Below are 23,671 nucleotides of genomic sequence, written 5' to 3'. Positions count from 1 at the left end.
AATGTGGTGAACAAGATGTTTTCACCACATGCAGTCTGTGACGGCGGAGATTTAGATTGCGGGTCCGGTTTATTGCTGATTATAAAAAAGGCAATGGATCCCTTGGAAAATGGGCAGATTCTTGAAGTCCGAAGCAGAGAAAGAACAGTAGCTGAGGACCTGCCGGCATGGTGCCGAATGGTGGACCATGGATTTCTTGGTTCGGAACCCGGTGACAATACAATCAGATATTTTATTCGAAAAGGTGCCGAACAAACGGAATTAGAGCAGGATTTGGAGGCAGCGAAAGGTTATCAATGGAGTGTTCGGGTTCGGGGAGAAAACGATCTCTCCGCAAAGGTGCACTCAAGAAACCATACCTTTACAGTGGGACAGCCGGCCGATTTCAGTCCGAAGGTGAATGCACCAAGTGCAATCGACTATTTGATTGGATCGCTTGCCTCCTGTTTGACGGTGGGCTACAAAGCACAAGCCTCCAAGCGTAACCTCGAGATTGATCATGTAGAGCTGAGCTTAAAGGGTGGACTGGAAAATGTTCTTTATCATATGGAACTAGAAGATGAGGGCAGCCCTAAACTTAGTCAGCTTACGGGAACCTTTTATGTGTCATCACCTGAATCTGAAACGGTGCTCGAGGAATTATGGAAAAATACGCTTGCACGGTCACCCATTTATCAAACTCTTAAACAAGCAGTTAAGATTGAAATTAGGCTCTCGATTGTATTTTAACAGGGGGTTATTACCGATATGAATGTACCGAAATTCCCGACCACTGTTATTGGCAGCTGGCCAAGGTCGAACGAAGTAAAAAGAGCCATGCGCGATAAACGGGCCGGAAGAATAAGTGAAGAAGAGTTTCAAATCATTGCGGATCAAGCCGTGTTAAAATGCTTGAAATGGCAGGAAGAAGCAGGAATTGATATCATCTCTGACGGTGAGCAGCGACGCGATAATTTTATCTCGTTTGTAGCCGAACATCTAAACAATGTCCGGATGCTGACGGTTTCGGAGCTGCTTGAATATGTCGAGGATAAAGCAAGCTTTGAGGAAATCCTTGGAACATTAGACGTACCGGCATTTTCAATGTCAAATCCGGCAGCCACTGGAAAAATCAGCCGGAGGAAGCCGCTTGCACTTGATGACTATTTATTTTTGAAAAAGCATACAGACAAAGCCATTAAGGTCATGCTCCCGGGTCCTTACCTGTTAACAAGAGCAATGTGGGTAGAAGGGCTTTCAAAAGATGCTTACCCGACAAAAGAGGATTTGTCTGTTGATATTATTAATGTTTTACGTGAAGAAGTGGAAGAGTTGATTGCCGCCGGAGTTGATTTTATTCAATTCGATGAGCCTGTGTTGACAGAACTTGTTTTCACACAAAAAAATGCCAACCGGACCTTTATGTGCGGTGCATTGACGGCAAAAGCCGATGCTGCTGAAGAGATTGCCTTTGCACTTGATTTAATGAATCAGGTAACAGAAGGCATGCTTGGAAGAGGGTCAAGGATCGGTGTACATGTGTGCCGCGGTAACTGGAGCACTCAAGAACAGGTTCTGCTTCGCGGACCATATGATCCATTAATTCCCTATCTCGCACATGTAAATGTCGATCAGCTTATTCTTGAATATGCGACTCCTCGTGCCGGGGAGCTTGATGTGATTGCTGAATTTGGCGGGAAAGAGCTGGGATTGGGTATCGTCAATCCTCGAACAGAAACAATCGAAAACGTTGAGGCAATCATTGAACGAGTCCAAGAGGCTAGAAAGTACCTGTCGGATGAAAAAATCTTTTTAAATCCGGATTGCGGCTTTGGTACATTTGCACAACGGCCAATGAACAGCGACGAGATTGCTTTTGAAAAATTAAAGGTGATGTCGGAGGCAGCGAAAAAGCTGCGGGAAATGGTTCTAGTAAAGGAGAATAATTAATGGGACAGTTGATGAACTTTAAAGTAGAGGGTAAAGGAACTGGAATGCGCCTTGATGCGGCTGCAGGCAAGCATACGATTGCGATCGATGAACCGGTATCTTTTGGTGGGAAGGACTCGGCGATTGACCCGCTTTCGGCATTTTTATCCTCGTTGATTGCCTGTGAAAATGTCATGGCTCAATTGATAGCGCAGGAAATGAAATTTGACCTTCAAGGAATCTCCTTTAATGTTGAGGGAAGCTTGGATCTAGCAGGACTCATGGGAGATTTATCGGTTAAACCTTACTTTCAGCAAGTCACAGTCAATGCGGTTGTCGAAACATCCGAGTCCCAAGAAAGAATTGATGAATTACAAAAAGCAGTTGACCTCAGATGCCCTGTTTATCGAACAATGAAGGACGCCGGCATTCCGGTCGTAAATCACTGGGTGAAAGCGGCCGTAATAGTTTAAATAAAAAGAAGGAGTGACGGATTATTAATCCCACTCCTTTTTTCTTTTTATACATATTGGGTTATTTTTCCATCGACTAGGCACTGTTCCAATATCCACGGCCATTTTCCGTGCCCGGAATCTGTATTAATATGCCCGGAATCCGGTAAAACAATCGAGGGATAGCCCAAGCTTAGATAGCTTTTCGCATCCTTCATACTGCAATAGGGATCATTGGTTGAATGAATAAATAATGTATCTTCTGCTGCTCTTGAGAGACGGTTCCCTTGTAACGGTACAGGATAAAAAGAATTTGCTTGTGAAAGAACAATGGCTGGAGATGGCGGTGCAACGAGAATGACTTGTTCAGCGATTCTTTTCGGATAAATCGCTGTGTAATGAAGCCAAAGCAAGCAGCCAAGACTGTGAGTAATAACAGTAAGCTGATGGCCTGCCGGGAGGGTTTGTATCGCCGCATCTAATTCGGCCAGCCAAACACTCTTATTAGGGCTATCGAAGTGCGAGAAGGTTGGGTAACTAACATGGTAGTTTCTTTCTGTTAGTTCATGTGCAAGCCACGTTTGCCAGTGATTCGGGCCGCTCCCTCCTAATCCATGGATGATGAGAAAACTCTGTTCCTTCATAAAATCCCTCCTATTATTTAATTTAACTATTCCGATTGATTAAGTTGGTATTATTAATTATAAGGTTTTTAAAAAGAAATGACAACCAATGATTGGATTTTTACATATATATTTGCAATTCCTTCGAAAAACCATCAATATAAGTGGATAGGTTAAGTAGAAAGCAGGGGTAGGTTTGGCAGACTTTTTATCATTAGGAATTTCAGAAACTTTAGTACAGCAATTACGCGGCTATGGTGTCGCGATCCCAACACCGATTCAAGAACAATCGATTCCATTTGTAATGAAGGGTAACGATATTATTGCACAGGCACAAACGGGGACAGGGAAAACCTTTGCCTTTATCCTGCCGATTCTTGAAAAAATCGATAGGGATGCAGCACATGTGCAAGCACTTATCGTCACTCCTACAAGAGAATTGGCCTTGCAAATAACAGAAGAAATTGAAAAATTGATTGTCGGTATGCAGGGTATCTCTGTGTTAGCTGCATATGGCGGTCAGGATGTTGAAAAACAGCTGAAAAAATTAAAGCGGAATCCGCAAATAGTTGTCGGTACTCCCGGCCGGCTGTTAGATCATATTAGGAGAGAAACGGTTCGATTATCAGAAATATCCTTTCTTGTATTAGATGAGGCGGACCAAATGCTTCATATCGGATTTCTCGGGGAAGTGGAGGATATTATTCGGGAGACACCTGCAACCCGGCAAACCATGTTATTCTCTGCAACAATGCCGCCGGAAATCAGGAAATTGGCGGCAAAACATATGAAAGCGCCTGAATACATTCAAATAGAAAAAACACAAGGTCCTGCTGAAAATGTCAAGCAGCTGGCGATTCATACAACAGACAGGGCGAAGCAGGCAACATTGATTCAATTAATAGAAAAGCATCGGCCGTTTTTAGCGGTTATTTTTTGCCGGACAAAACGGAGAGTAAGTAAGCTATATGATGCGCTGAAAGCCCCCGGATTTCCATGTGACGAATTACATGGGGACTTATCGCAGGCTAAAAGGGAACAAGTGATGAAGCGGTTTAGGGATGCAGAGATTCAATTATTAATTGCAACCGATGTGGCAGCAAGGGGACTTGATGTTGAAGGGGTCACACATGTATTCAATTATGATATTCCGCAAGATGCCGAAAGCTATGTCCACCGTATTGGCCGAACAGGCAGGGCAGGAATGACCGGCTTGGCAATTACATTTTACTCGTCCGCTGACCGGCCAACACTTGATTTAATTGAAAAAGAACTGACGATTACGATTCCAAAACAAAACCTGGGAAACAGCGGTCAGGAAATTGAACATTCGAGGGATGAAAAGAAAGCCCGACCATATGGTCAAAATGAAAAACGCGGCACCGGAAGTGGAAAGAAGGGTAGAGGATCTCGAAACCGAAATAATGCAGATTTTAAAGGTGAGCAAAAAGGGAACTTCAAACCTAAACAAGGTAAACGAACCGGGCCAAAGAACTTCACCTTTAAGTCTGGCGGCAAATCGGCTAAAACAAGTTCAAGCAGAAAAAAATGAGGCTAAAAAATGGGACTGAAATTGACTTCAGTCCCATTTTTTGTCTAGCTAATTATTAATACCAATTCCAGTATTTGATTTCACCAATACTTCCTCGAACTTCTTCACATCAGCCTTTTGGCTGGAGAAGATGGTTCCTAAGTAACCGGCAAGGAATCCAAGCGGGATCGAGACGATTCCCGGTGTTGTATATGGGAAGATAGGATTGCCGACAAAAATGGCTTTCCCTGCTTCAGGACTGAACACGTTCGGGCTAATAAGCACGAGGCCGATTGCAGTGATCAATCCAACGACCATTGCCCATACCGCACCTGTTGTATTGAATCGCTTCCAGTAGATGGTGTAAATGATGACGGGCAGGTTCGCACTGGCAGCTACGGCAAATGCAAGAGAAACCAGGAAGGCAACATTAAGTGTTTGCGCCCCTAAAGCAAGAATAATAGAAATAACAGAAACTGCAATAGCGGCCCAGCGAGCCATACTAACTTGCTGCTTTTCCGTTGCTTTTCCTTTGCGAAGGATTTCGTTATAGAAATCATGGGCAAAGGCAGAAGCTGCTGTTAAAACAAGTCCTGCAACAACTGCTAGAATTGTTGCAAAGGCAACTGCTGAAACAAATGCAAATAGCATATTCCCGCCAAGCGCTTTTGCTAACAGTGGTGCTGCCATATTTCCAGCTGGATTAGCTGCGACGATTTCAGAATTACCGACAAAGGCTGCAGCCCCAAAACCGAGGAAAATTGTCATAACATAAAAGAGTCCAATAATCCAAGTTGCATAAACAACGGAGGCACGAGCCGTTTTCGCATCTTTAACAGTAAAGAAGCGGACGAGGATATGCGGCAATCCGGCGGTCCCTAGTACGAGTCCCATATTTAATGAAATCGTATCAAGACCAATTTTGTATTTGACCCCCGGATTTAAGAAAGCTTCTTTCAAAGGCGTGGCCGTTTTCATTTGGGCAAACATATCAGTGATGCTCCAATTAAACTTAGCAAATACAATGATCGAGATTAAGAAAGTACCGCCCATTAACAGAACAGCTTTAATGATTTGCACCCAGCTCGTCGCATGCATCCCGCCAAAAATAACATAAACCGTCATCAAGACACCAACGATTAAAACCGATGTAGTATAGTCTAAGCCTAATAATAATTTAATAAGTGCTCCCGCACCTACAAGCTGTGCAATCATATAAAAGATTGAAATAACTACAGTATTCATCGCTGCAAACCCGCGGATTTTCTTGGCATTGAAGCGGGCTGCAATCATATCTGCAAATGTATATTTTCCAAGATTTCTTAATGGTTCCGCCACTATATAAAGAACAACAAGGTAGGCAACAAGGAATCCAATACTATAGAAAAAACCATCAAAGCCAGTTAAGGCTACAGCACCGGCAATTCCTAGGAATGAAGCAGCTGACATATAATCCCCGGCGATGGCCAGTCCGTTTTGCCAGCCCGTCAGCCCGCCGCCGGCCGTATAAAATTCACTTGCATTTTTTGTTTTTTTGGAAGCGTAATATGTAATAATTAACGTTACAAAAACGATTCCAAGAAACATAATAAAAGCAGGGGTGTTCATCAGCTATTCACCCCTTCTTGAACCACTTTATTGGCTAATTCATCAAATTTTGCCGCTTTCTTTGAATAAAGCAGCATAATCCCCAAGTCATAATAAATTGTAAGAATGCAAAAACCCATGCCCATGTAATACTGCCGATAAACTTATGATTCAATACCGTTGAATAAGAGGTTAATATAGGTAGTGCGAAATAAAAGCAAAAAAAGAAAATAGTGACTGGAATAATAAATTTCTTCTTTTCGGAGAGCAATGTTTGAAATGATGGTGATTGGACAATAGAACTGTAATCGCTTTCAGAATATGCTTTCATTTTTTGTGGCTCCACTGGAAGCCCCCCTCTCATCTAAAAACCTTTTGCTCAAACATGAGGTTAAAAAGAAAAGACAATGCTGATGGGACAATTGATGAAGAAATACTAGGACGTTACATGATGAACATTAGAGGAAAACCTTGAGTCTATTTATCGCATCATCTCCCATAATGCAGATTTTTCTAAATTTTTAAACTTTATTTTCGTTTATAATTATAGTAATAATGAAATTAAATGCGCAAGAGGAAATTGGAAAAATAGGAAAAATTATTCATACGAATTTAATAATTAATTGGTGACAAAACAAAAAAACCTTTGCAGCGCAAAGGTTTTCGGAGTATGGAGACTATCGGGATCGAACCGACGACCTCTTGCATGCCATGCAAGCGCTCTCCCAGCTGAGCTAAGCCCCCAATATTTTGTTACAAGAAGAATTATATCTATATTATATCATTCTTGCAAGAGGAAATTTCAAGAAAGGGATAAATATTTCTCAATTAGCTTAAACTTTCAATTTCCACCTTTTTTACTCCATCTATTTCTGAAACGGCGGCATATACCTCAGTGGTTTTTTCACGGTAATCAACTGCAACCAAAATTTGAACCAGATGATCTCCGTTATCTAAATCCTTTATTCGAAGCCTGCGAATAATATATTTTTTTTCTAGTAAAAAAGAAATAGCTATTTCGATTTGCTTTTGGTCTCTTATAAATAACTGAAGGGTAATTTCCTTTTCTCGCAATTGCTTCGGACCAAAAAGTTTCATTAAAAAAGGAATTAACTCTACACTAATGATAAGTAGGGCAACGCCGGCAAATGCTTCTAAATAAAAACCTGCACCTACTGCAATCCCAATACCCGCAGCTCCCCAAATCATGGCAGCCGTTGTTAAACCTGAAATACTGTCGTTTCCTCTTCTTAATATGACACCAGCACCTAAAAAACCAATTCCCGAGACAATCTGTGCTGCAAGTCTGAGCGGATCCATTGTAATCTTTACTTCATCTGAATTTGGAAACATATACGCAGATTGAATGGATACAATCGTCAGCAAACAGCTTACAACGGAAATAACAAGACTTGTCTTAAGACCTACAGGTTTCCTTTTCAACTCACGTTCAAGACCGATGATCAGTCCGAAAATAGCAGAAATACCGAGCTTAATTAATATATCAACATCCGCATTGCTCATATCATTCACTTCCAAATTAAATAATCAAAAATAATAAAAACTTTATTTTGATTCTACACTTAAAGATAGATCGATTGAAAGAGCAAAATATAAATCGATTGATCCATCTTGTCTTGAAGGCTTTTTTGCTTTACCCATTTAAATTGTAATAAACTGCTGTCTCTAATTACATATACATTATTAGTTCGTTTTATGAGTCTATTGAAAAATAGATTTTGAAAAAACTTTAGAAATTATATTGCAATCATTTCTTTATCATGGTATATTAAATCTCGTCCTCATCGGGAAAGTCAAATAACGAAAAAAAGAAATTAAAAAAGTTGTTGACACAGTGATGTGAGATATGATAAATTAAAGAAGTCGCTTTTGAGCGGCGAGTCGAAAGAATGGCTAAATTGTTGAAAAATGATTTTTTCGACACTGGTCAAATGATTGTTCTTTGAAAACTAAACAAACAAAAACGTCAACAAACAATAAATTATTAGTTTCTTCTATAGAAACTAAGCCAACGTTTTATTTTATGAGCTAATCAACTCAACTTTTTTGGAGAGTTTGATCCTGGCTCAGGACGAACGCTGGCGGCGTGCCTAATACATGCAAGTCGAGCGAATCAATGGGAGCTTGCTCCCGTTGGTTAGCGGCGGACGGGTGAGTAACACGTGGGCAACCTGCCTGTAAGACTGGGATAACTTCGGGAAACCGGAGCTAATACCGGATAATTCTTTCCCTCTCATGAGGGAAAGCTGAAAGTCGGTTTCGGCTGACACTTACAGATGGGCCCGCGGCGCATTAGCTAGTTGGTGAGGTAACGGCTCACCAAGGCGACGATGCGTAGCCGACCTGAGAGGGTGATCGGCCACACTGGGACTGAGACACGGCCCAGACTCCTACGGGAGGCAGCAGTAGGGAATCTTCCACAATGGACGAAAGTCTGATGGAGCAACGCCGCGTGAGCGATGAAGGCCTTCGGGTCGTAAAGCTCTGTTGTTAGGGAAGAACAAGTATCGGAGTAACTGCCGGTACCTTGACGGTACCTAACCAGAAAGCCACGGCTAACTACGTGCCAGCAGCCGCGGTAATACGTAGGTGGCAAGCGTTGTCCGGAATTATTGGGCGTAAAGCGCGCGCAGGCGGTCCTTTAAGTCTGATGTGAAAGCCCACGGCTCAACCGTGGAGGGTCATTGGAAACTGGGGGACTTGAGTGCAGAAGAGGAAAGCGGAATTCCACGTGTAGCGGTGAAATGCGTAGAGATGTGGAGGAACACCAGTGGCGAAGGCGGCTTTCTGGTCTGTAACTGACGCTGAGGCGCGAAAGCGTGGGGAGCAAACAGGATTAGATACCCTGGTAGTCCACGCCGTAAACGATGAGTGCTAAGTGTTAGGGGGTTTCCGCCCCTTAGTGCTGCAGCTAACGCATTAAGCACTCCGCCTGGGGAGTACGGCCGCAAGGCTGAAACTCAAAGGAATTGACGGGGGCCCGCACAAGCGGTGGAGCATGTGGTTTAATTCGAAGCAACGCGAAGAACCTTACCAGGTCTTGACATCCTCTGACACTCCTAGAGATAGGACGTTCCCCTTCGGGGGACAGAGTGACAGGTGGTGCATGGTTGTCGTCAGCTCGTGTCGTGAGATGTTGGGTTAAGTCCCGCAACGAGCGCAACCCTTGATCTTAGTTGCCAGCATTCAGTTGGGCACTCTAAGGTGACTGCCGGTGACAAACCGGAGGAAGGTGGGGATGACGTCAAATCATCATGCCCCTTATGACCTGGGCTACACACGTGCTACAATGGATGGTACAAAGGGCTGCGAGACCGCAAGGTTTAGCCAATCCCATAAAACCATTCTCAGTTCGGATTGCAGGCTGCAACTCGCCTGCATGAAGCCGGAATCGCTAGTAATCGCGGATCAGCATGCCGCGGTGAATACGTTCCCGGGCCTTGTACACACCGCCCGTCACACCACGAGAGTTTGTAACACCCGAAGTCGGTGGGGTAACCTTCATGGAGCCAGCCGCCTAAGGTGGGACAGATGATTGGGGTGAAGTCGTAACAAGGTAGCCGTATCGGAAGGTGCGGCTGGATCACCTCCTTTCTAAGGATAATGCAGTCCTTTCGGACTGATAATAAGGTTGACGTTTCTTGTTTGTTTAGTTTTGAGGGAGCAATTCTCTCAAGACTTTTTTGTTCCTTGAAAACTAGATAATCGTAAGAAGAAGCAAAGTAAACATCGAGTAATCGCCATTTTAGTTTTTCTCTCTTATTGAATAAGAGTTATAAACCTTTTTAGGTTAAGTTAGAAAGGGCGCACGGTGAATGCCTTGGCACTAGGAGCCGATGAAGGACGGGACTAACACCGATATGCTTCGGGGAGCTGTAAGTAAGCTTTGATCCGGAGATTTCCGAATGGGGAAACCCACTGTTCGTAATGGAACAGTATCTTTACCTGAATACATAGGGTATAGAAGGCATACCCGGGGAACTGAAACATCTAAGTACCCGGAGGAAGAGAAAGCAAACGCGATTCCCTGAGTAGCGGCGAGCGAAACGGGACATAGCCCAAACCAAGAGGCTTGCCTCTTGGGGTTGTAGGACACTCAACATGGAGTTACAAAGGAACGGGGTAAATGAAGCGACCTGGAAAGGTCAGCCAGAGAAGGTAAAAGCCCTGTAGTTGAAACTTCGTTCCCTCCTGAGTGGATCCTGAGTACGGCCGGACACGTGAAATCCGGTCGGAAGCAGGGAGGACCATCTCCCAAGGCTAAATACTCCCTAGTGACCGATAGTGAACCAGTACCGTGAGGGAAAGGTGAAAAGCACCCCGGAAGGGGAGTGAAATAGTTCCTGAAACCGTGTGCCTACAAGTAGTCAGAGCCCGTTTATGGGTGATGGCGTGCCTTTTGTAGAATGAACCGGCGAGTTACGATCCCATGCAAGGTTAAGTTGAAGAGACGGAGCCGCAGCGAAAGCGAGTCTGAATAGGGCGTTTGAGTATGTGGTCGTAGACCCGAAACCAGGTGATCTACCCATGTCCAGGGTGAAGTCCAGGTAACACTGGATGGAGGCCCGAACCCACGCACGTTGAAAAGTGCGGGGATGAGGTGTGGGTAGCGGAGAAATTCCAATCGAACTTGGAGATAGCTGGTTCTCTCCGAAATAGCTTTAGGGCTAGCCTCACGTTGTTAGAGTCTTGGAGGTAGAGCACTGTTTGGACTAGGGGCCCTCATCGGGTTACCGAATTCAGACAAACTCCGAATGCCAAAGACTTATCCGTGGGAGTCAGACTGCGAGTGATAAGATCCGTAGTCGAAAGGGAAACAGCCCAGACCACCAGCTAAGGTCCCAAAGTATACGTTAAGTGGAAAAGGATGTGGAGTTGCTTAGACAACCAGGATGTTGGCTTAGAAGCAGCCACCATTTAAAGAGTGCGTAATAGCTCACTGGTCGAGTGACTCTGCGCCGAAAATGTACCGGGGCTAAACGTATCACCGAAGCTGTGGATTGACACCATTAGGTGTCAGTGGTAGGAGAGCGTTCTAAGGGCGTTGAAGCTAGACCGTAAGGACTGGTGGAGCGCTTAGAAGTGAGAATGCCGGTATGAGTAGCGAAAGATGAGTGAGAATCTCATCCACCGTATGCCTAAGGTTTCCTGAGGAAGGCTCGTCCGCTCAGGGTTAGTCGGGACCTAAGCCGAGGCCGAAAGGCGTAGGCGATGGACAACAGGTTGATATTCCTGTACCACCTATGAATCGTTTGAGTGATGGGGGGACGCAGGAGGATAGGGTAAGCGCGCTGTTGGATATGCGCGTCTAAGCAGTTAGGCTGGTGAATAGGAAAATCCGTTCACCGTAAAGGCTGAGCTGTGACAGCGAGGGAAATTTAGTACCGAAGTTCCTGATTCCACACTGCCAAGAAAAGCCTCTAGCGAGATTCAAGGTGCCCGTACCGCAAACCGACACAGGTAGGCGAGGAGAGAATCCTAAGGTGAGCGAGAGAACTCTCGTTAAGGAACTCGGCAAAATGACCCCGTAACTTCGGGAGAAGGGGTGCTCTTTAGGGTTCATAGCCCTGAAGAGCCGCAGTGAATAGGCCCAGGCGACTGTTTAGCAAAAACACAGGTCTCTGCGAAGCCGCAAGGCGAAGTATAGGGGCTGACGCCTGCCCGGTGCTGGAAGGTTAAGAGGAGGGGTTAGCGCAAGCGAAGCTCTGAATCGAAGCCCCAGTAAACGGCGGCCGTAACTATAACGGTCCTAAGGTAGCGAAATTCCTTGTCGGGTAAGTTCCGACCCGCACGAAAGGCGTAACGATCTGGGCACTGTCTCAACGAGAGACTCGGTGAAATTATAGTACCTGTGAAGATGCAGGTTACCCGCGACAGGACGGAAAGACCCCGTGGAGCTTTACTGTAGCCTGATATTGAATTTTGGTACAGCTTGTACAGGATAGGTAGGAGCCTGAGAAGCCGGAGCGCTAGCTTCGGTGGAGGCGTCGGTGGGATACTACCCTGGCTGTATTGAAATTCTAACCCGCACCCCTGATCGGGGTGGGAGACAGTGTCAGGTGGGCAGTTTGACTGGGGCGGTCGCCTCCTAAAGAGTAACGGAGGCGCCCAAAGGTTCCCTCAGAATGGTTGGAAATCATTCGTAGAGTGTAAAGGCACAAGGGAGCTTGACTGCGAGACCTACAAGTCGAGCAGGGACGAAAGTCGGGCTTAGTGATCCGGTGGTTCCGCATGGAAGGGCCATCGCTCAACGGATAAAAGCTACCCCGGGGATAACAGGCTTATCTCCCCCAAGAGTCCACATCGACGGGGAGGTTTGGCACCTCGATGTCGGCTCATCGCATCCTGGGGCTGTAGTCGGTCCCAAGGGTTGGGCTGTTCGCCCATTAAAGCGGTACGCGAGCTGGGTTCAGAACGTCGTGAGACAGTTCGGTCCCTATCCGTCGTGGGCGCAGGAAATTTGAGAGGAGCTGTCCTTAGTACGAGAGGACCGGGATGGACGCACCGCTGGTGTACCAGTTGTCTTGCCAAAGGCATCGCTGGGTAGCTATGTGCGGACGGGATAAGTGCTGAAAGCATCTAAGCATGAAGCCCCCCTCAAGATGAGATTTCCCATAGCGTCAAGCTAGTAAGATCCCTGAAAGATGATCAGGTTGATAGGTCAGAGGTGGAAGCATGGCGACATGTGGAGCTGACTGATACTAATCGATCGAGGACTTAACCATTTTTAAGTGGTTGAACTCGTTTTTACAAAAAACTTCTTCTGCATTATCTAGTTTTGAGGGAATGAAAACCTCAAATAAATAGTCTGGTAACTAATGGCGAGAAGGTCACACCCGTTCCCATACCGAACACGGAAGTTAAGCTTCTCAGCGCCGATGGTAGTTGGGGCATGCGCCCCTGTGAGAGTAGGACGTTGCCAGGCTTTATATATGGAGGATTAGCTCAGCTGGGAGAGCATCTGCCTTACAAGCAGAGGGTCGGCGGTTCGATCCCGTCATCCTCCACCATAAATAATTATGTTAACAATTGCCGGGGTAGCTCAATTGGTAGAGCAACTGACTTGTAATCAGTAGGTTGGGGGTTCAAGTCCTCTCGCCGGCACCTTTGTACGAGCCATTAGCTCAGTTGGTAGAGCATCTGACTTTTAATCAGAGGGTCGAAGGTTCGAGTCCTTCATGGCTCACCATTTAAAATTAATATGCGGGTGTGGCGGAATTGGCAGACGCACCAGACTTAGGATCTGGCGCCGCAAGGCGTGGGGGTTCGACTCCCTTCACCCGCACCATTTAATTTTGATATGCGGAAGTAGTTCAGTGGTAGAACACCACCTTGCCAAGGTGGGGGTCGCGGGTTCGAATCCCGTCTTCCGCTCTCTATGTAGTGCCGGGGTGGCGGAACTGGCAGACGCACAGGACTTAAAATCCTGCGGTAGGTGACTACCGTACCGGTTCGATTCCGGTCCTCGGCACCATTCTAAATTAATGCGCCCGTAGCTCAATTGGATAGAGCGTCTGACTACGGATCAGAAGGTTATGGGTTCGACTCCTTTCGGGCGCGCCATTAAGTTTAACGGGAAGTAGCTCAGCTTGGTAGAGCACTTGGTTTGGGACCAAGGGGTCGCAGGTTCGAATCCTGTCTTCCCGACCATTTCAATTATTATACTTTTGGGGCCTTAGCTCAGCTGGGAGAGCGCCTGCTTTGCACGCAGGAGGTCAGCGGTTCGATCCCGCTAGGCTCCACCAAACTTTCGTATAAAATTCAATTATGGCGGTGTAGCTCAGCTGGCTAGAGCGTACGGTTCATACCCGTAAGGTCGGGGGTTCGATCCCCTCCGCCGCTACCAAATTTTTAAAAAATATTTTCAACTTGGACCTTTAGCTCAGCTGGTTAGAGCAGACGGCTCATAACCGTCCGGTCGTAGGTTCGAGTCCTACAAGGTCCACCAGTAACACTTTATAATATGGAGGAATACCCAAGTCCGGCTGAAGGGATCGGTCTTGAAAACCGACAGGCGGGTTAAATCGCGCGGGGGTTCGAATCCCTCTTCCTCCGCCATATTATTTTAACAGTTTTTATTATCGCGGGGTGGAGCAGTCTGGTAGCTCGTCGGGCTCATAACCCGAAGGTCGCAGGTTCAAATCCTGTCCCCGCAATTCGGTCTGGTAGTTCAGTTGGTTAGAATGCCTGCCTGTCACGCAGGAGGTCGCGGGTTCGAGTCCCGTCCAGACCGCCATCTAAAGTGGCTCAGTAGCTCAGTCGGTAGAGCAAAGGACTGAAAATCCTTGTGTCGGCGGTTCGATTCCGTCCTGAGCCACCATTTTATTTTAAATTTTATATGTATGGCGGTTGTGGCGAAGTGGTTAACGCATCGGATTGTGGTTCCGACATTCGTGGGTTCGATTCCCATCAGCCGCCCCATCATCTTTAACAATGCGGGTGTAGTTTAGTGGTAAAACCTCAGCCTTCCAAGCTGATGTTGTGAGTTCGATTCTCATCACCCGCTCCATTAGGGGCCTATAGCTCAGCTGGTTAGAGCGCACGCCTGATAAGCGTGAGGTCGATGGTTCGAGTCCATTTAGGCCCACCATATTTTATTCCGCAGTAGCTCAGTGGTAGAGCTATCGGCTGTTAACCGATCGGTCGTAGGTTCGAGTCCTACCTGCGGAGCCATTATGGGGAAGTACTCAAGAGGCTGAAGAGGCGCCCCTGCTAAGGGTGTAGGTCGGGTAACCGGCGCGAGGGTTCAAATCCCTCCTTCTCCGCCATAATTTTAAACGGCCCCTTGGTCAAGCGGTTAAGACACCGCCCTTTCACGGCGGTAACACGGGTTCGAATCCCGTAGGGGTCATATGAAAAAACTGATAACAATTTGTTATCAGTTTTTTTGTGCCTATTAAATAATTAAGGGCAGGACCACGGCCTACGCCATCCTTTAAAGCTTAATAATGAGTTGTAGAAAAAAGTTGGAACGTCGTAGATAAAACCTGAAAAGTTGTTGATAAAAGATTAAAAGTCGTAGTTAAAACCTGAAAAGTTGTTGATAAAAGATTAAAAGTCGTAGATAAAACATCAGAAGTCGTCGGTAAAGGGTAAGGCCATATATGATTATGCCCGTGATCCCTAAAAAACTGAAAGAACGGAAATAAAAAAGATATATAATGCCCATGTGCGTGAAAAGATTAAACAGATGGTAACAATATATAATCTGAACATCGCCCCACCCTCCACTAGCAGCGCCCTTATCCCAAACTCCACCTAAGATTAAAACTCATTATATCGATATAATATTTAATCACTTAAACCAATCTTGAAAACCATTGATAACGCTTACATCTTCCTGTTTTCTCCTGTTTTCACACCACGAAATTATTAGTATTTAAATAATTTTTTTCATAAAAAAAATAAAAAACTTTATAAGATTATGTCGAATAAAGATGAAATATATGTCGGACATACTCGAAAAATGTAATAAAAAGTCTCTGTGTAGCAATAAACATCACAAGATGTCAGAAAAGATAAAAAAGTATTTCGAGGAAAATAAGACAATTGCGCTTATAATTGGTCATTGAAATACATATTTTCATTGAGGATGAGGAGAGCCATGACTGTGAACACGTTTTTTCCAACTGATTATCAGTTGCACTTGTTTCATGAAGGCAACTACTTTCAAAGTCATCAGCTTTTTGGCGCTCATATCTTAAAGAATTCCAATCAAGTATATACTCGATTTTGTGTATGGGCCCCTAACGCCTCTCAAGTGAGGCTCCTGGGCAATTTTAATAACTGGAATGGTAATGGATATGAACTTCAGAAGGTTAATGATGAAGGAGTATGGATTATTGTTGTCAATCAAGACCTAGAAGGAAAGATATACAAGTATGAAATTATTTCACAAACAGGAGAAAGGCATTTAAAGGCAGATCCCTTTGCATTTTATTCGGAAGTAAGACCCGATACTGCTTCTATTGTTTACTCGTTTAACCAATATACGTGGCAAGACACTCATTGGATGAACCGAAGGGAAAAAAAGAATTTTTTATCAGAGCCAGCTGTCATTTATGAGGTTCATCTAGGTTCTTGGAGAAAGAATGCCAATGGTGACTACATAACCTATAAGGACATGGCAGCAAAGCTTATTCCTTATGTAATAGAGCACGGTTTCACCCATATTGAAATATTACCGCTTGTCGAGCATCCGCTCGATGACTCATGGGGGTATCAAGGAACTGGTTATTTCTCAGTGACGTCCAGGTATGGTACACCCGATGACTTTAGATATTTTGTGGACCAGTGTCATCAGCAAGGGATCGGTGTCATTCTTGACTGGGTTCCAGGTCATTTCTGCAAAGATGCACACGGGCTATATCGTTTTGATGGTACACATATTTATTCATATAGCCATGTTCATGACAGAGAAAATGTCGTATGGGGAACGGCGAATTTTGATTTAGGAAAAGGTGAGGTCCAAAGCTTTCTTATTTCAAACGCGCTATATTGGATTGACTATTTTCATATTGATGGTTTTCGAATGGATGCGGTCGCGAATATCATCTACTGGCCCAATGCCGACCAGGGAAAGAGAGAGAATCCGTTTGGCATTCATTTTTTGAAAAAATTAAATCATGCGGTCCATGAACATGATCCCCATTTTTTAATGATTGGTGAGGATTCGACCGAGTTCCCTCAAGTGACAACACCCGTTCACTACGGCGGCCTCGGCTTTGATTACAAATGGAATATGGGCTGGATGAATGACATGCTTGAGTATATGGAAACACCTCCATATTCACGGCCCCATGCCCATTCCAAGGTAACATTTTCACTTTTATATGCCTTTTTGGAAAACTTTATGCTCCCATTTTCACACGATGAAGTGGTTCATGGGAAAAAGTCTCTACTTGATAAAATGCCCGGGGATTATTGGGAAAAATTTGCCCAGCTTAAACTTTTATTAGGCTATATGTTTGCTCATCCAGGAAAGAAACTACTATTCATGGGTTTCGAATTTGGCCAGTTTGCAGAGTGGAATGACAAAGAGGAGTTAGACTGGAACTTAATGGAATATGACATGCACAGTAATTTAAATTCATATGTAAAAGTATTAACAAAACTTTATAAACGAACGAAATCATTATATGAATTGGATCATTTACAGGATGGGTTTGAGTGGATTGATGCCAATAACAGCAGCCAATCGATTTTTTCCTTCATTCGGAAAGGGAAAAAGAAAGAGGATTATGTCATTATTGTCTGCAATTTTACGGGTGTGAATTACCCCATTTATAAAATCGGTGTTCCTAAATCCGGAGAGTACCGAGAAATAATGAATAGTGATCAACAGGAATACGGCGGAACGGGATTGACGAATAAAAAAACCATTTTTGCGTCAGAAGAGCCCTTCCATGGGCAGCCGTGTTCCGTTGAAATGGCCATTGCCCCGTTTGGTTTTCAAATAATCAGACCGGTTAAGAAACGAAAGGAGCGAAAAGGAAATGGGAAAGAAAAAGTGCGTAGCCATGCTGTTAGCAGGAGGGAAAGGAAGTAGACTTAATTCGCTGACTAAAGATCTGGCGAAACCAGCAGTACCGTTTGGAGGGAAATACCGTATCATTGATTTTACCTTAAGCAACTGCGTTAATTCCGGTATTGATACAGTTGGGGTTTTAACGCAATATCAGCCACTTCTATTAAATTCCTATATTGGTATCGGCAGCGCTTGGGATCTTGATCGCAAGGATGGCGGGGTAACCGTTTTACCCCCTTACAGTGAGTCGTCGGAAGTAAAATGGTATACCGGTACCGCAAGCGCCATCTACCAAAACCTAAATTATCTGAAACAACATCAACCGGAATATGTATTAATCCTATCAGGTGACCATATTTACAAAATGAATTACGAGAGCATGCTCGAATATCACATTGAGAAAAGAGCAGATGTGACGATTTCATTGATAGAGGTTCCTTGGGTTGAAGCCAGCCGGTTTGGAATCATGAATACAAACGAGGAAATGAGAATAGTTGAGTTTGAAGAAAAGCCTAGTGATCCAAAAAATAATCTGGCTTCCATGGGCATTTATATATTTAGCTGGAATATACTGAAAGAATATTTAGAAATGGATGAACGGAACCCGGAGTCTAGTCATGATTTTGGAAAAGATGTCATCCCGCTACTTTTAGAAGAAAATAAGAAATTGTTTGCCTATCCGTTTAAGGGCTATTGGAAAGATGTTGGTACAGTCCAAAGCCTTTGGGAAGCAAATATGGATTTATTAGGTGAGGAATGTGAGTTGGACTTATTTGACCATGATTGGAGAATTTATTCCGTCAATCCGAATCAGCCGCCGCAGTATATCTCTTCAGAGGCAATTGTAAGCGAGTCATTAATAAATGAGGGCTGTACGATTGAAGGGGAAATTGTTAAATCGGTTTTGTTTCAAGGTGTCACGGTTGGCAAGGGATCAACCATATTAGAATCGGTTATTATGCCTGATGCAACGATTGGAATGAACTGTTTAATTGAAAAGGCCATTGTCCCGAGTGATATAAAGGTACCGGACGGGACAGTAATCCGGTCGTTTGACGATGAAATTATCCTTGTAACGGAAGAAATGTTAAGCAGTCTTTATTCTGCTATTTAAATCTCTTAATTGCCGTTAGTAGAAAACAGGAGGGAATTTAGTGAAAAGAAAGCTATTAGGCGTTATTGATGCCACAACCTATCATGATGATTTAGAAGATTTGTTAGCACACCGTTCACTAGCCGCACTACCTTTTGCAGGACGTTACCGTATTATTGATTTTGTCCTGTCAAATATGGTGAATTCAGGTATTCGCAGTGTGGCCATTTTTCCAAAAATGCAGTACCGCTCATTAATGGATCATCTAGGTTCAGGAAAAAATTGGGATTTAAATCGCAAGCGAGATGGCCTTTTCTTTTTCCCTTCTCCAATCGTGGATAATGACGGAAATAAAATTGGATCGTTTGAACATTTTGCTGCCAACATGGATTACTTTTATCGCAGTACACAAGAGTATGCAGTGATTGCCAACTGTTATACGATTTTTAATATGGACTTTAGACCAATATTAGATTGGCATAAACATGCCCAATGCGATATAACTGAAATCCATCACTCGGATGGAACGCCTATGGAAATTTATTTAATCAAAACCTCTTTACTCATAAAACTGCTCGAAACAAGACATGAAACAGGCTATACCTGCATTAAGGATGTTGTAACGGCTATTCATAATGAGTATTCTATTTGTCACTATGATTATAACGGCTATGCCGTAATGATAGATTCGATTGAAAGCTATTTTTCTACTAGTATGAAGCTTCTTGAATCCAATGTTTGGAAGCAATTATTCTTAAAAGATCAGCCGATTTTGACAAAAGTAAAGGATGAGCCGCCAACCAAATATGTCAAAGGATCCTCTGTGAAAAATGCGATGATTGCGAACGGCTGCTTTATTAGCGGAACGGTGGAGAACAGTATTGTCTCACGCGGGGTAAAAATCGGAAAAGGGGCTGTCATCAAGAATTGCATCATCATGCAAAAATGCCAAATTGAAGAGAATTGTTACCTTGATTCGGTTATTTTAGATAAGGATGTAAAAGTGGAGGCAGGGACCCATTTAACGGGATCTGCAGGGTCCCCATATGTTATTCGTAAAGGGTCAAGACAAGGAGCGTTGATGAATTCGTGAAAGTATTATTTGCCGTATCAGAATGTGGTCCATTTGCCAAATCAGGGGGGCTTGCCGATGTTGCCGGTTCCCTTCCAAAAGAATTAAAAAGCTTGGGAACAGATGTCAGGGTAATTCTTCCTAAGTATGGGACCATTTCTAATGAATATAAACAAGAAATGAAAAAAGTTAAGGAATTTACCGTATCAGTCGGTTGGAGGAATCAATATTGCGGTATTGAGGTCTTTGCCCATCAGGGGATTACTTATTATTTTGTTGATAACGAATACTATTTTAACCGGGAAAATCTTTATGGCTATTTTGATGACGGGGAAAGGTTTGCCTATTTCAATCAGGCAGTGCTAGAAACAATAGCACAGCTTAATTTTTATCCGGATGTCCTGCATTGTCATGATTGGCATACGGCAATGATCCCTTTTCTTTTGAGAACGGAATACTACAAGCGAAAAGGTTATGATACGATCCGGACCGTATTCACGATTCATAATCTGCAATTTCAGGGGATATTTCCAAAAGAGGTATTGGGTGATTTACTGGGTATGGATTACAACTCCTTTCATTCAGGCCAATTAGAGTTTTTTGGAAATATCAATTTTATGAAAGGGGCGCTCGTTGCCGCTGATAAAATAACGACTGTAAGTCCAACGTATAAAGAAGAAATTCAGACTCCTGGATATGGTGAAAAGCTTGATGGTCTGCTTAGGGAACGCGAGGAAGATCTGATTGGAATTTTAAATGGCATAGATGAGGACTTTTACAATCCGGCAATTGATCCGCTCATTGAGCAAACTTATAAAGTGGGTTCTTATCAAAAGAAGGCAGTCAACAAAAGGGAAATCCAAAAAAGATTTGAACTGCCGCAAAGTGCGGGCACCCCATTGCTGGTGATGATCTCCAGGCTCACTAGGCAGAAAGGGCTGGATTTAGTAAAGTGTGTCCTCCGTGAAATTTTGCAGGAGGACGTACAAGTCATTATTCTTGGCACCGGTGATTACGAATACGAGGAGCACTTAAGGCAGGCAGCAAGGGTCTACCCTGAAAAATTAAAGGTTCATACTGGTTTTAATGAGGAGCTCGCTCATAAGCTTTATGCAGCAGCAGACGTGTTTTTAATGCCGTCACAATTTGAACCATGTGGTCTGGGACAACTTATCGCGATGAAATACGGAGCGATTCCGATTGTTCGCGAAACTGGCGGATTAAACGATACTGTGAACGCTTGGAATGAGTATACCGGTGAAGGAAATGGCTTTTCTTTCCGGAATTTTAATGCCCATGACATGCTGTATACCATCCAAAGAGCCTTACACTTTTATCATAATAAACCGGCGTGGGCGTCAATCGTGAAACAGGCAATGGAAAAGGATTATAGCTGGGCACAATCAGCATTTAGTTATAATCAGCTTTATGCTGAGCTGGTTTCAAGGAGTGAAACACATGTTTTCTAGTACAACAGAGTTTAAGAATACCTTTCTTAAAAGGCTCGAGATGTTATGCGGTAAGGGGTTTTCGGAGAGTTCGACAAGGGATCATTATCAAACCCTTGGAAGTATGATTCGTGAATTTGTCAGTAATAACTGGATTGCCACAAATGAACGGTACCATGCAGCAGAAGGGAAGCAGGTATATTACCTCTCGATTGAATATTTATTGGGGAAACTGTTACGGCAAAATTTAATTAATTTAGGTGTTGAAGAGACTGTAGAGAAAGGGCTTCAGGAGCTTGATATTGACCTGGGGGAGCTAGAGGAAATAGAAGCGGATGCAGGGTTAGGAAACGGCGGCTTGGGCCGGTTAGCAGCCTGTTTTCTAGATTCGCTTGCTTCACTCGATCTACCGGGGCATGGGCACGGCATTCGATACAAGCATGGCCTATTTGAACAAAAAATAGTCGACGGCTACCAAGTGGAACTGCCGGAGCAATGGCTAAGGAGCGGCAATGTGTGGGAAATTCGCAAGGCAGATAGTGCGGTGAAAATTCCATTTTGGGGTAAGGTGGAGGCGAAGATGGAAGAGGGACGCCTTGTTTTTCACCATTTGAACGCCGAAGCCGTTACAGCTGTCCCCCATGATATGCCTGTGATTGGCTATAAATCTAAAAATGTAAATACACTAAGGCTTTGGAATGCGGAGCCTTCTCCCTTTCCTATGCATAAGGATGTTTTAAAATATAAACGGGAGACTGAATCGATTTCCGAGTTTTTATACCCTGATGACACCCATGATGAGGGGAAGATTTTACGACTGAAGCAGCAATACTTTTTAGTATCAGCCAGTATTCAATCGATTTTAAGAACCTACCGGAAACAACATGGGAACTTACATCAGCTACATGAACATATTTGTATCCATATCAATGATACGCACCCTGTTCTGGCGATTCCGGAGTTAATGAGGATCCTGATTGATGTGGACGGGTTTGACTGGGAGCAAGCGTGGGATATAACGCAACATACCATTTCCTATACGAATCATACGACATTGTCGGAAGCATTAGAAAAATGGCCCATCCATATTTTTCGCCCGCTGCTGCCAAGAATTTATATGATCGTGGAAGAAATTAATGAACGGTTTTGCCAAGAGCTTTGGGAACAAACCCCTGGTGACTGGCAGAGAATAAAAGAACTGGCAATCATTGCGGATGAGTATGTGAAAATGGCTCATTTAGCAATAGTCGGCAGTTTTAGTGTAAATGGTGTAGCTAAGCTGCATACAGAAATATTAAAGAAACGGGAGATGAAGCTGTTTTTCGAACTGTTTCCTGAAAAATTTAATAATAAAACAAACGGAATTGCCTACCGACGCTGGCTGTTAAAAGCGAATCCAAAGTTATCTTCCCTTATAACTGAAGTGATCGGACCGTCCTGGACCTTTTCCGCTGAAGAACTTACCCATTTACTAAAATATAAAAATGACCGATCATTTTTAGAACAGCTGTTGAAAATAAAAAATGAAAATAAACAGAGGCTTGCTGATATTATTTTAGATAGGACGGGAGTAGCAGTTGATACTGGGGCGATATTTGATGTTCAAGTGAAACGGCTGCACGCCTATAAACGGCAGCTTTTAAATGTTCTTCACATTATGCATTTATATAACAGGATTAAAGAGGATTCAAGCTATTCCATCCCCCCAAGAGTGTTCATCTTTGGTGCAAAAGCATCACCGGGGTATTATTATGCGAAAAAAATTATCAAATTAATAAACTCTGTGGCGGAAAAAGTGAATAATGATCCAATCGTCGGCGATAAAATGAAGGTAATCTTTCTTGAGAATTACCGTGTTTCCTTAGCGGAAAGAATCTTTCCTGCCTCCGATGTGAGTGAACAAATTTCCACGGCGAGTAAAGAAGCCTCCGGTACGGGAAATATGAAATTCATGATTAACGGTGCCCTAACAGTAGGAACCTTAGATGGTGCTAATATTGAGATTCGTGAATTGGTTGGCGATGATCATATTTTTACATTTGGATTAACTGCAGATGAAGTACTTCATTATTATCAGCACGGAGGCTATCAATCGCAAGAGTATTATCATCATGACTATCGCATCAGACAGGCTGTTGACCAGCTGGTAAACGGGTTTTTTCCAGGGGTTCAAAATGATTTTGAACCGATATTTGATTCGCTTTTGGAGGAAAATGATCAATATTTTGTCTTAAAGGATTTTGCCGCATATGCCGATATCCAACAGTCGATTGGCGAAACCTTTATGAATAAGGAAAAGTGGCAAAAAATGAGCTTAACCAATATTGCTCATGCCGGTTATTTTTCAAGCGACCGGACGATTAAGGAATACGCGGATGATATTTGGGGGATTAAACCTCTATAATAAAA

12 protein-coding genes, 22 tRNA genes, 3 rRNA genes and 1 pseudogene are annotated in these 23,671 nt (G+C 43.7%); 33 read left to right on the top strand and 5 right to left on the bottom strand.

Annotation, left to right across the window (positions count from 1 at the left end):
* Positions 1 to 15 precede the first annotated feature (15 nt).
* From ACO1D1_RS15810 to ACO1D1_RS15800, 3 genes are read left to right on the top strand one after another with little or no spacing between them, the layout of a single operon-like run.
* The gene (locus tag ACO1D1_RS15810; protein ID WP_423336453.1) at positions 16 to 729 is read left to right on the top strand and encodes a sulfurtransferase TusA family protein; all 714 of its coding nucleotides are present in this window, start codon (positions 16 to 18) and stop codon (positions 727 to 729) included.
* 18 nt (positions 730 to 747) lie between these two features.
* The gene (locus ACO1D1_RS15805) at positions 748 to 1,929 is read left to right on the top strand and encodes a vitamin-B12 independent methionine synthase (protein WP_423336434.1); all 1,182 of its coding nucleotides are present in this window, start codon (positions 748 to 750) and stop codon (positions 1,927 to 1,929) included.
* Positions 1,929 to 2,381 (top strand): OsmC family protein, encoded by a 453-nt coding sequence (locus tag ACO1D1_RS15800; protein ID WP_149871357.1) that lies wholly within the window; start codon positions 1,929 to 1,931, stop codon positions 2,379 to 2,381. The genes ACO1D1_RS15805 and ACO1D1_RS15800 overlap by 1 nt, the downstream gene beginning before the upstream one ends.
* 47 nt (positions 2,382 to 2,428) lie before the next feature.
* Here ACO1D1_RS15800 and ACO1D1_RS15795 read toward each other — a convergent pair whose 3' ends face one another.
* Complete coding sequence (locus ACO1D1_RS15795; RefSeq protein WP_423336433.1) at positions 2,429 to 3,004, bottom strand: RBBP9/YdeN family alpha/beta hydrolase; 576 nt, start codon at positions 3,002 to 3,004, stop codon at positions 2,429 to 2,431.
* 175 nt (positions 3,005 to 3,179) lie between these two features.
* Between ACO1D1_RS15795 and ACO1D1_RS15790 the strand changes: the two genes are divergently transcribed.
* Positions 3,180 to 4,535, top strand: a complete 1,356-nt coding sequence (locus ACO1D1_RS15790; protein WP_423336432.1) for a DEAD/DEAH box helicase — start codon at positions 3,180 to 3,182, stop codon at positions 4,533 to 4,535.
* Between the two features lie 48 nt (positions 4,536 to 4,583).
* Here ACO1D1_RS15790 and ACO1D1_RS15785 read toward each other — a convergent pair whose 3' ends face one another.
* The 4 genes and pseudogenes from ACO1D1_RS15785 to ACO1D1_RS15770 all read right to left on the bottom strand — a co-directional run bounded on the left by ACO1D1_RS15785 (position 4,584) and on the right by ACO1D1_RS15770 (position 7,625).
* Positions 4,584 to 6,122: a solute symporter family protein gene (locus ACO1D1_RS15785; protein WP_149871354.1), complete on the bottom strand. Its 1,539-nt coding sequence runs from the start codon at positions 6,120 to 6,122 to the stop codon at positions 4,584 to 4,586.
* Positions 6,122 to 6,432: pseudogene (locus ACO1D1_RS15780) on the bottom strand (DUF485 domain-containing protein). The gene ACO1D1_RS15785 and the pseudogene ACO1D1_RS15780 overlap by 1 nt, the downstream one beginning before the upstream one ends.
* Positions 6,433 to 6,772: 340 nt before the next feature.
* Positions 6,773 to 6,845 (bottom strand) — tRNA-Ala (locus ACO1D1_RS15775).
* Positions 6,846 to 6,929: 84 nt separating this feature from the next.
* Positions 6,930 to 7,625, bottom strand: coding sequence for an MgtC/SapB family protein (locus ACO1D1_RS15770; protein WP_149871353.1), 696 nt, complete (start codon positions 7,623 to 7,625; stop codon positions 6,930 to 6,932).
* Positions 7,626 to 8,165: 540 nt separating this feature from the next.
* Here ACO1D1_RS15770 and ACO1D1_RS15765 point away from each other — a divergent pair.
* The 29 genes from ACO1D1_RS15765 (at position 8,166) to ACO1D1_RS15625 (ending at position 23,666) form a co-directional block, all read left to right on the top strand.
* A 16S ribosomal RNA gene (locus ACO1D1_RS15765) occupies positions 8,166 to 9,716 on the top strand.
* A gap of 194 nt (positions 9,717 to 9,910) precedes the next feature.
* A 23S ribosomal RNA gene (locus ACO1D1_RS15760) occupies positions 9,911 to 12,847 on the top strand.
* Between the two features lie 82 nt (positions 12,848 to 12,929).
* Positions 12,930 to 13,047 (top strand): 5S ribosomal RNA (gene rrf / locus ACO1D1_RS15755).
* Together the 16S, 23S and 5S rRNA genes with 21 tRNA genes alongside form the textbook arrangement of a ribosomal RNA operon.
* A gap of 9 nt (positions 13,048 to 13,056) precedes the next feature.
* Positions 13,057 to 13,132 (top strand) — tRNA-Val (locus tag ACO1D1_RS15750).
* Positions 13,133 to 13,153: 21 nt separating this feature from the next.
* Positions 13,154 to 13,226, top strand: a tRNA-Thr gene (locus ACO1D1_RS15745).
* A gap of 9 nt (positions 13,227 to 13,235) precedes the next feature.
* Positions 13,236 to 13,311 (top strand) — tRNA-Lys (locus tag ACO1D1_RS15740).
* 14 nt (positions 13,312 to 13,325) lie between these two features.
* A tRNA-Leu gene (locus ACO1D1_RS15735) sits at positions 13,326 to 13,410 on the top strand.
* Between the two features lie 14 nt (positions 13,411 to 13,424).
* A tRNA-Gly gene (locus ACO1D1_RS15730) sits at positions 13,425 to 13,496 on the top strand.
* An 11-nt stretch (positions 13,497 to 13,507) separates the two neighbouring features.
* Positions 13,508 to 13,596 (top strand) — tRNA-Leu (locus tag ACO1D1_RS15725).
* Positions 13,597 to 13,608: 12 nt separating this feature from the next.
* A tRNA-Arg gene (locus tag ACO1D1_RS15720) sits at positions 13,609 to 13,685 on the top strand.
* Positions 13,686 to 13,695: 10 nt separating this feature from the next.
* Positions 13,696 to 13,772: transfer RNA gene (locus tag ACO1D1_RS15715), tRNA-Pro, on the top strand.
* Between the two features lie 19 nt (positions 13,773 to 13,791).
* Positions 13,792 to 13,867: transfer RNA gene (locus ACO1D1_RS15710), tRNA-Ala, on the top strand.
* A gap of 24 nt (positions 13,868 to 13,891) precedes the next feature.
* Positions 13,892 to 13,968, top strand: a tRNA-Met gene (locus ACO1D1_RS15705).
* A gap of 25 nt (positions 13,969 to 13,993) precedes the next feature.
* A tRNA-Ile gene (locus ACO1D1_RS15700) sits at positions 13,994 to 14,070 on the top strand.
* A 17-nt stretch (positions 14,071 to 14,087) separates the two neighbouring features.
* A tRNA-Ser gene (locus ACO1D1_RS15695) sits at positions 14,088 to 14,180 on the top strand.
* A 24-nt stretch (positions 14,181 to 14,204) separates the two neighbouring features.
* A tRNA-Met gene (locus tag ACO1D1_RS15690) sits at positions 14,205 to 14,278 on the top strand.
* Positions 14,279 to 14,281: 3 nt separating this feature from the next.
* Positions 14,282 to 14,358 (top strand) — tRNA-Asp (locus tag ACO1D1_RS15685).
* An 8-nt stretch (positions 14,359 to 14,366) separates the two neighbouring features.
* A tRNA-Phe gene (locus ACO1D1_RS15680) sits at positions 14,367 to 14,442 on the top strand.
* 25 nt (positions 14,443 to 14,467) lie between these two features.
* A tRNA-His gene (locus tag ACO1D1_RS15675) sits at positions 14,468 to 14,543 on the top strand.
* A 14-nt stretch (positions 14,544 to 14,557) separates the two neighbouring features.
* Positions 14,558 to 14,631 (top strand) — tRNA-Gly (locus tag ACO1D1_RS15670).
* Positions 14,632 to 14,635: 4 nt separating this feature from the next.
* Positions 14,636 to 14,712 (top strand) — tRNA-Ile (locus ACO1D1_RS15665).
* A gap of 8 nt (positions 14,713 to 14,720) precedes the next feature.
* Positions 14,721 to 14,795, top strand: a tRNA-Asn gene (locus ACO1D1_RS15660).
* 4 nt (positions 14,796 to 14,799) lie between these two features.
* Positions 14,800 to 14,890: transfer RNA gene (locus ACO1D1_RS15655), tRNA-Ser, on the top strand.
* A gap of 11 nt (positions 14,891 to 14,901) precedes the next feature.
* Positions 14,902 to 14,973: transfer RNA gene (locus tag ACO1D1_RS15650), tRNA-Glu, on the top strand.
* A gap of 753 nt (positions 14,974 to 15,726) precedes the next feature.
* Positions 15,727 to 17,670, top strand: a complete 1,944-nt coding sequence (glgB, locus tag ACO1D1_RS15645) for a 1,4-alpha-glucan branching protein GlgB (RefSeq protein ID WP_423336431.1) — start codon at positions 15,727 to 15,729, stop codon at positions 17,668 to 17,670.
* Entirely contained in the window at positions 17,618 to 18,763 is a 1,146-nt protein-coding gene (locus ACO1D1_RS15640; protein WP_149871351.1) for a glucose-1-phosphate adenylyltransferase, read from the top strand. Before glgB ends, ACO1D1_RS15640 begins: the two co-directional genes overlap by 53 nt.
* Positions 18,764 to 18,803: 40 nt before the next feature.
* On the top strand, positions 18,804 to 19,835 hold the full coding sequence (locus ACO1D1_RS15635; protein WP_149871350.1) for a sugar phosphate nucleotidyltransferase: 1,032 nt from the start codon (positions 18,804 to 18,806) through the stop codon (positions 19,833 to 19,835).
* Positions 19,832 to 21,283 (top strand): glycogen synthase GlgA, encoded by a 1,452-nt coding sequence (gene glgA, locus ACO1D1_RS15630; protein WP_423336430.1) that lies wholly within the window; start codon positions 19,832 to 19,834, stop codon positions 21,281 to 21,283. Before ACO1D1_RS15635 ends, glgA begins: the two co-directional genes overlap by 4 nt.
* A complete protein-coding gene (locus ACO1D1_RS15625) occupies positions 21,273 to 23,666 on the top strand; it encodes a glycogen/starch/alpha-glucan phosphorylase (RefSeq protein ID WP_149871348.1) in 2,394 nt (797 codons plus the stop codon). Before glgA ends, ACO1D1_RS15625 begins: the two co-directional genes overlap by 11 nt.
* Positions 23,667 to 23,671 lie beyond the last annotated feature (5 nt).

Source organism: Neobacillus sp. 19 (genome assembly GCF_049463095.1).
GTDB lineage: Bacteria > Bacillota > Bacilli > Bacillales > Cytobacillaceae > Neobacillus.
Note: the sequence above shows the minus strand (reverse complement) of the source record. Positions and strands in the feature narration are given on the sequence as shown.

Coding starts and splice junctions, on each gene's coding strand:
- ACO1D1_RS15810 (WP_423336453.1), top strand. CDS start 16: ATGTTTTCACCACATGCAGTCTGTGACGGCGGAGATTTAGATTGCGGG.
- ACO1D1_RS15805 (WP_423336434.1), top strand. CDS start 748: ATGAATGTACCGAAATTCCCGACCACTGTTATTGGCAGCTGGCCAAGG.
- ACO1D1_RS15800 (WP_149871357.1), top strand. CDS start 1,929: ATGGGACAGTTGATGAACTTTAAAGTAGAGGGTAAAGGAACTGGAATG.
- ACO1D1_RS15795 (WP_423336433.1), bottom strand. CDS start 3,004: ATGAAGGAACAGAGTTTTCTCATCATCCATGGATTAGGAGGGAGCGGC.
- ACO1D1_RS15785 (WP_149871354.1), bottom strand. CDS start 6,122: ATGAACACCCCTGCTTTTATTATGTTTCTTGGAATCGTTTTTGTAACG.
- ACO1D1_RS15770 (WP_149871353.1), bottom strand. CDS start 7,625: ATGAGCAATGCGGATGTTGATATATTAATTAAGCTCGGTATTTCTGCT.
- glgB (WP_423336431.1), top strand. CDS start 15,727: ATGACTGTGAACACGTTTTTTCCAACTGATTATCAGTTGCACTTGTTT.
- ACO1D1_RS15640 (WP_149871351.1), top strand. CDS start 17,618: ATGGGAAAGAAAAAGTGCGTAGCCATGCTGTTAGCAGGAGGGAAAGGA.
- ACO1D1_RS15625 (WP_149871348.1), top strand. CDS start 21,273: ATGTTTTCTAGTACAACAGAGTTTAAGAATACCTTTCTTAAAAGGCTC.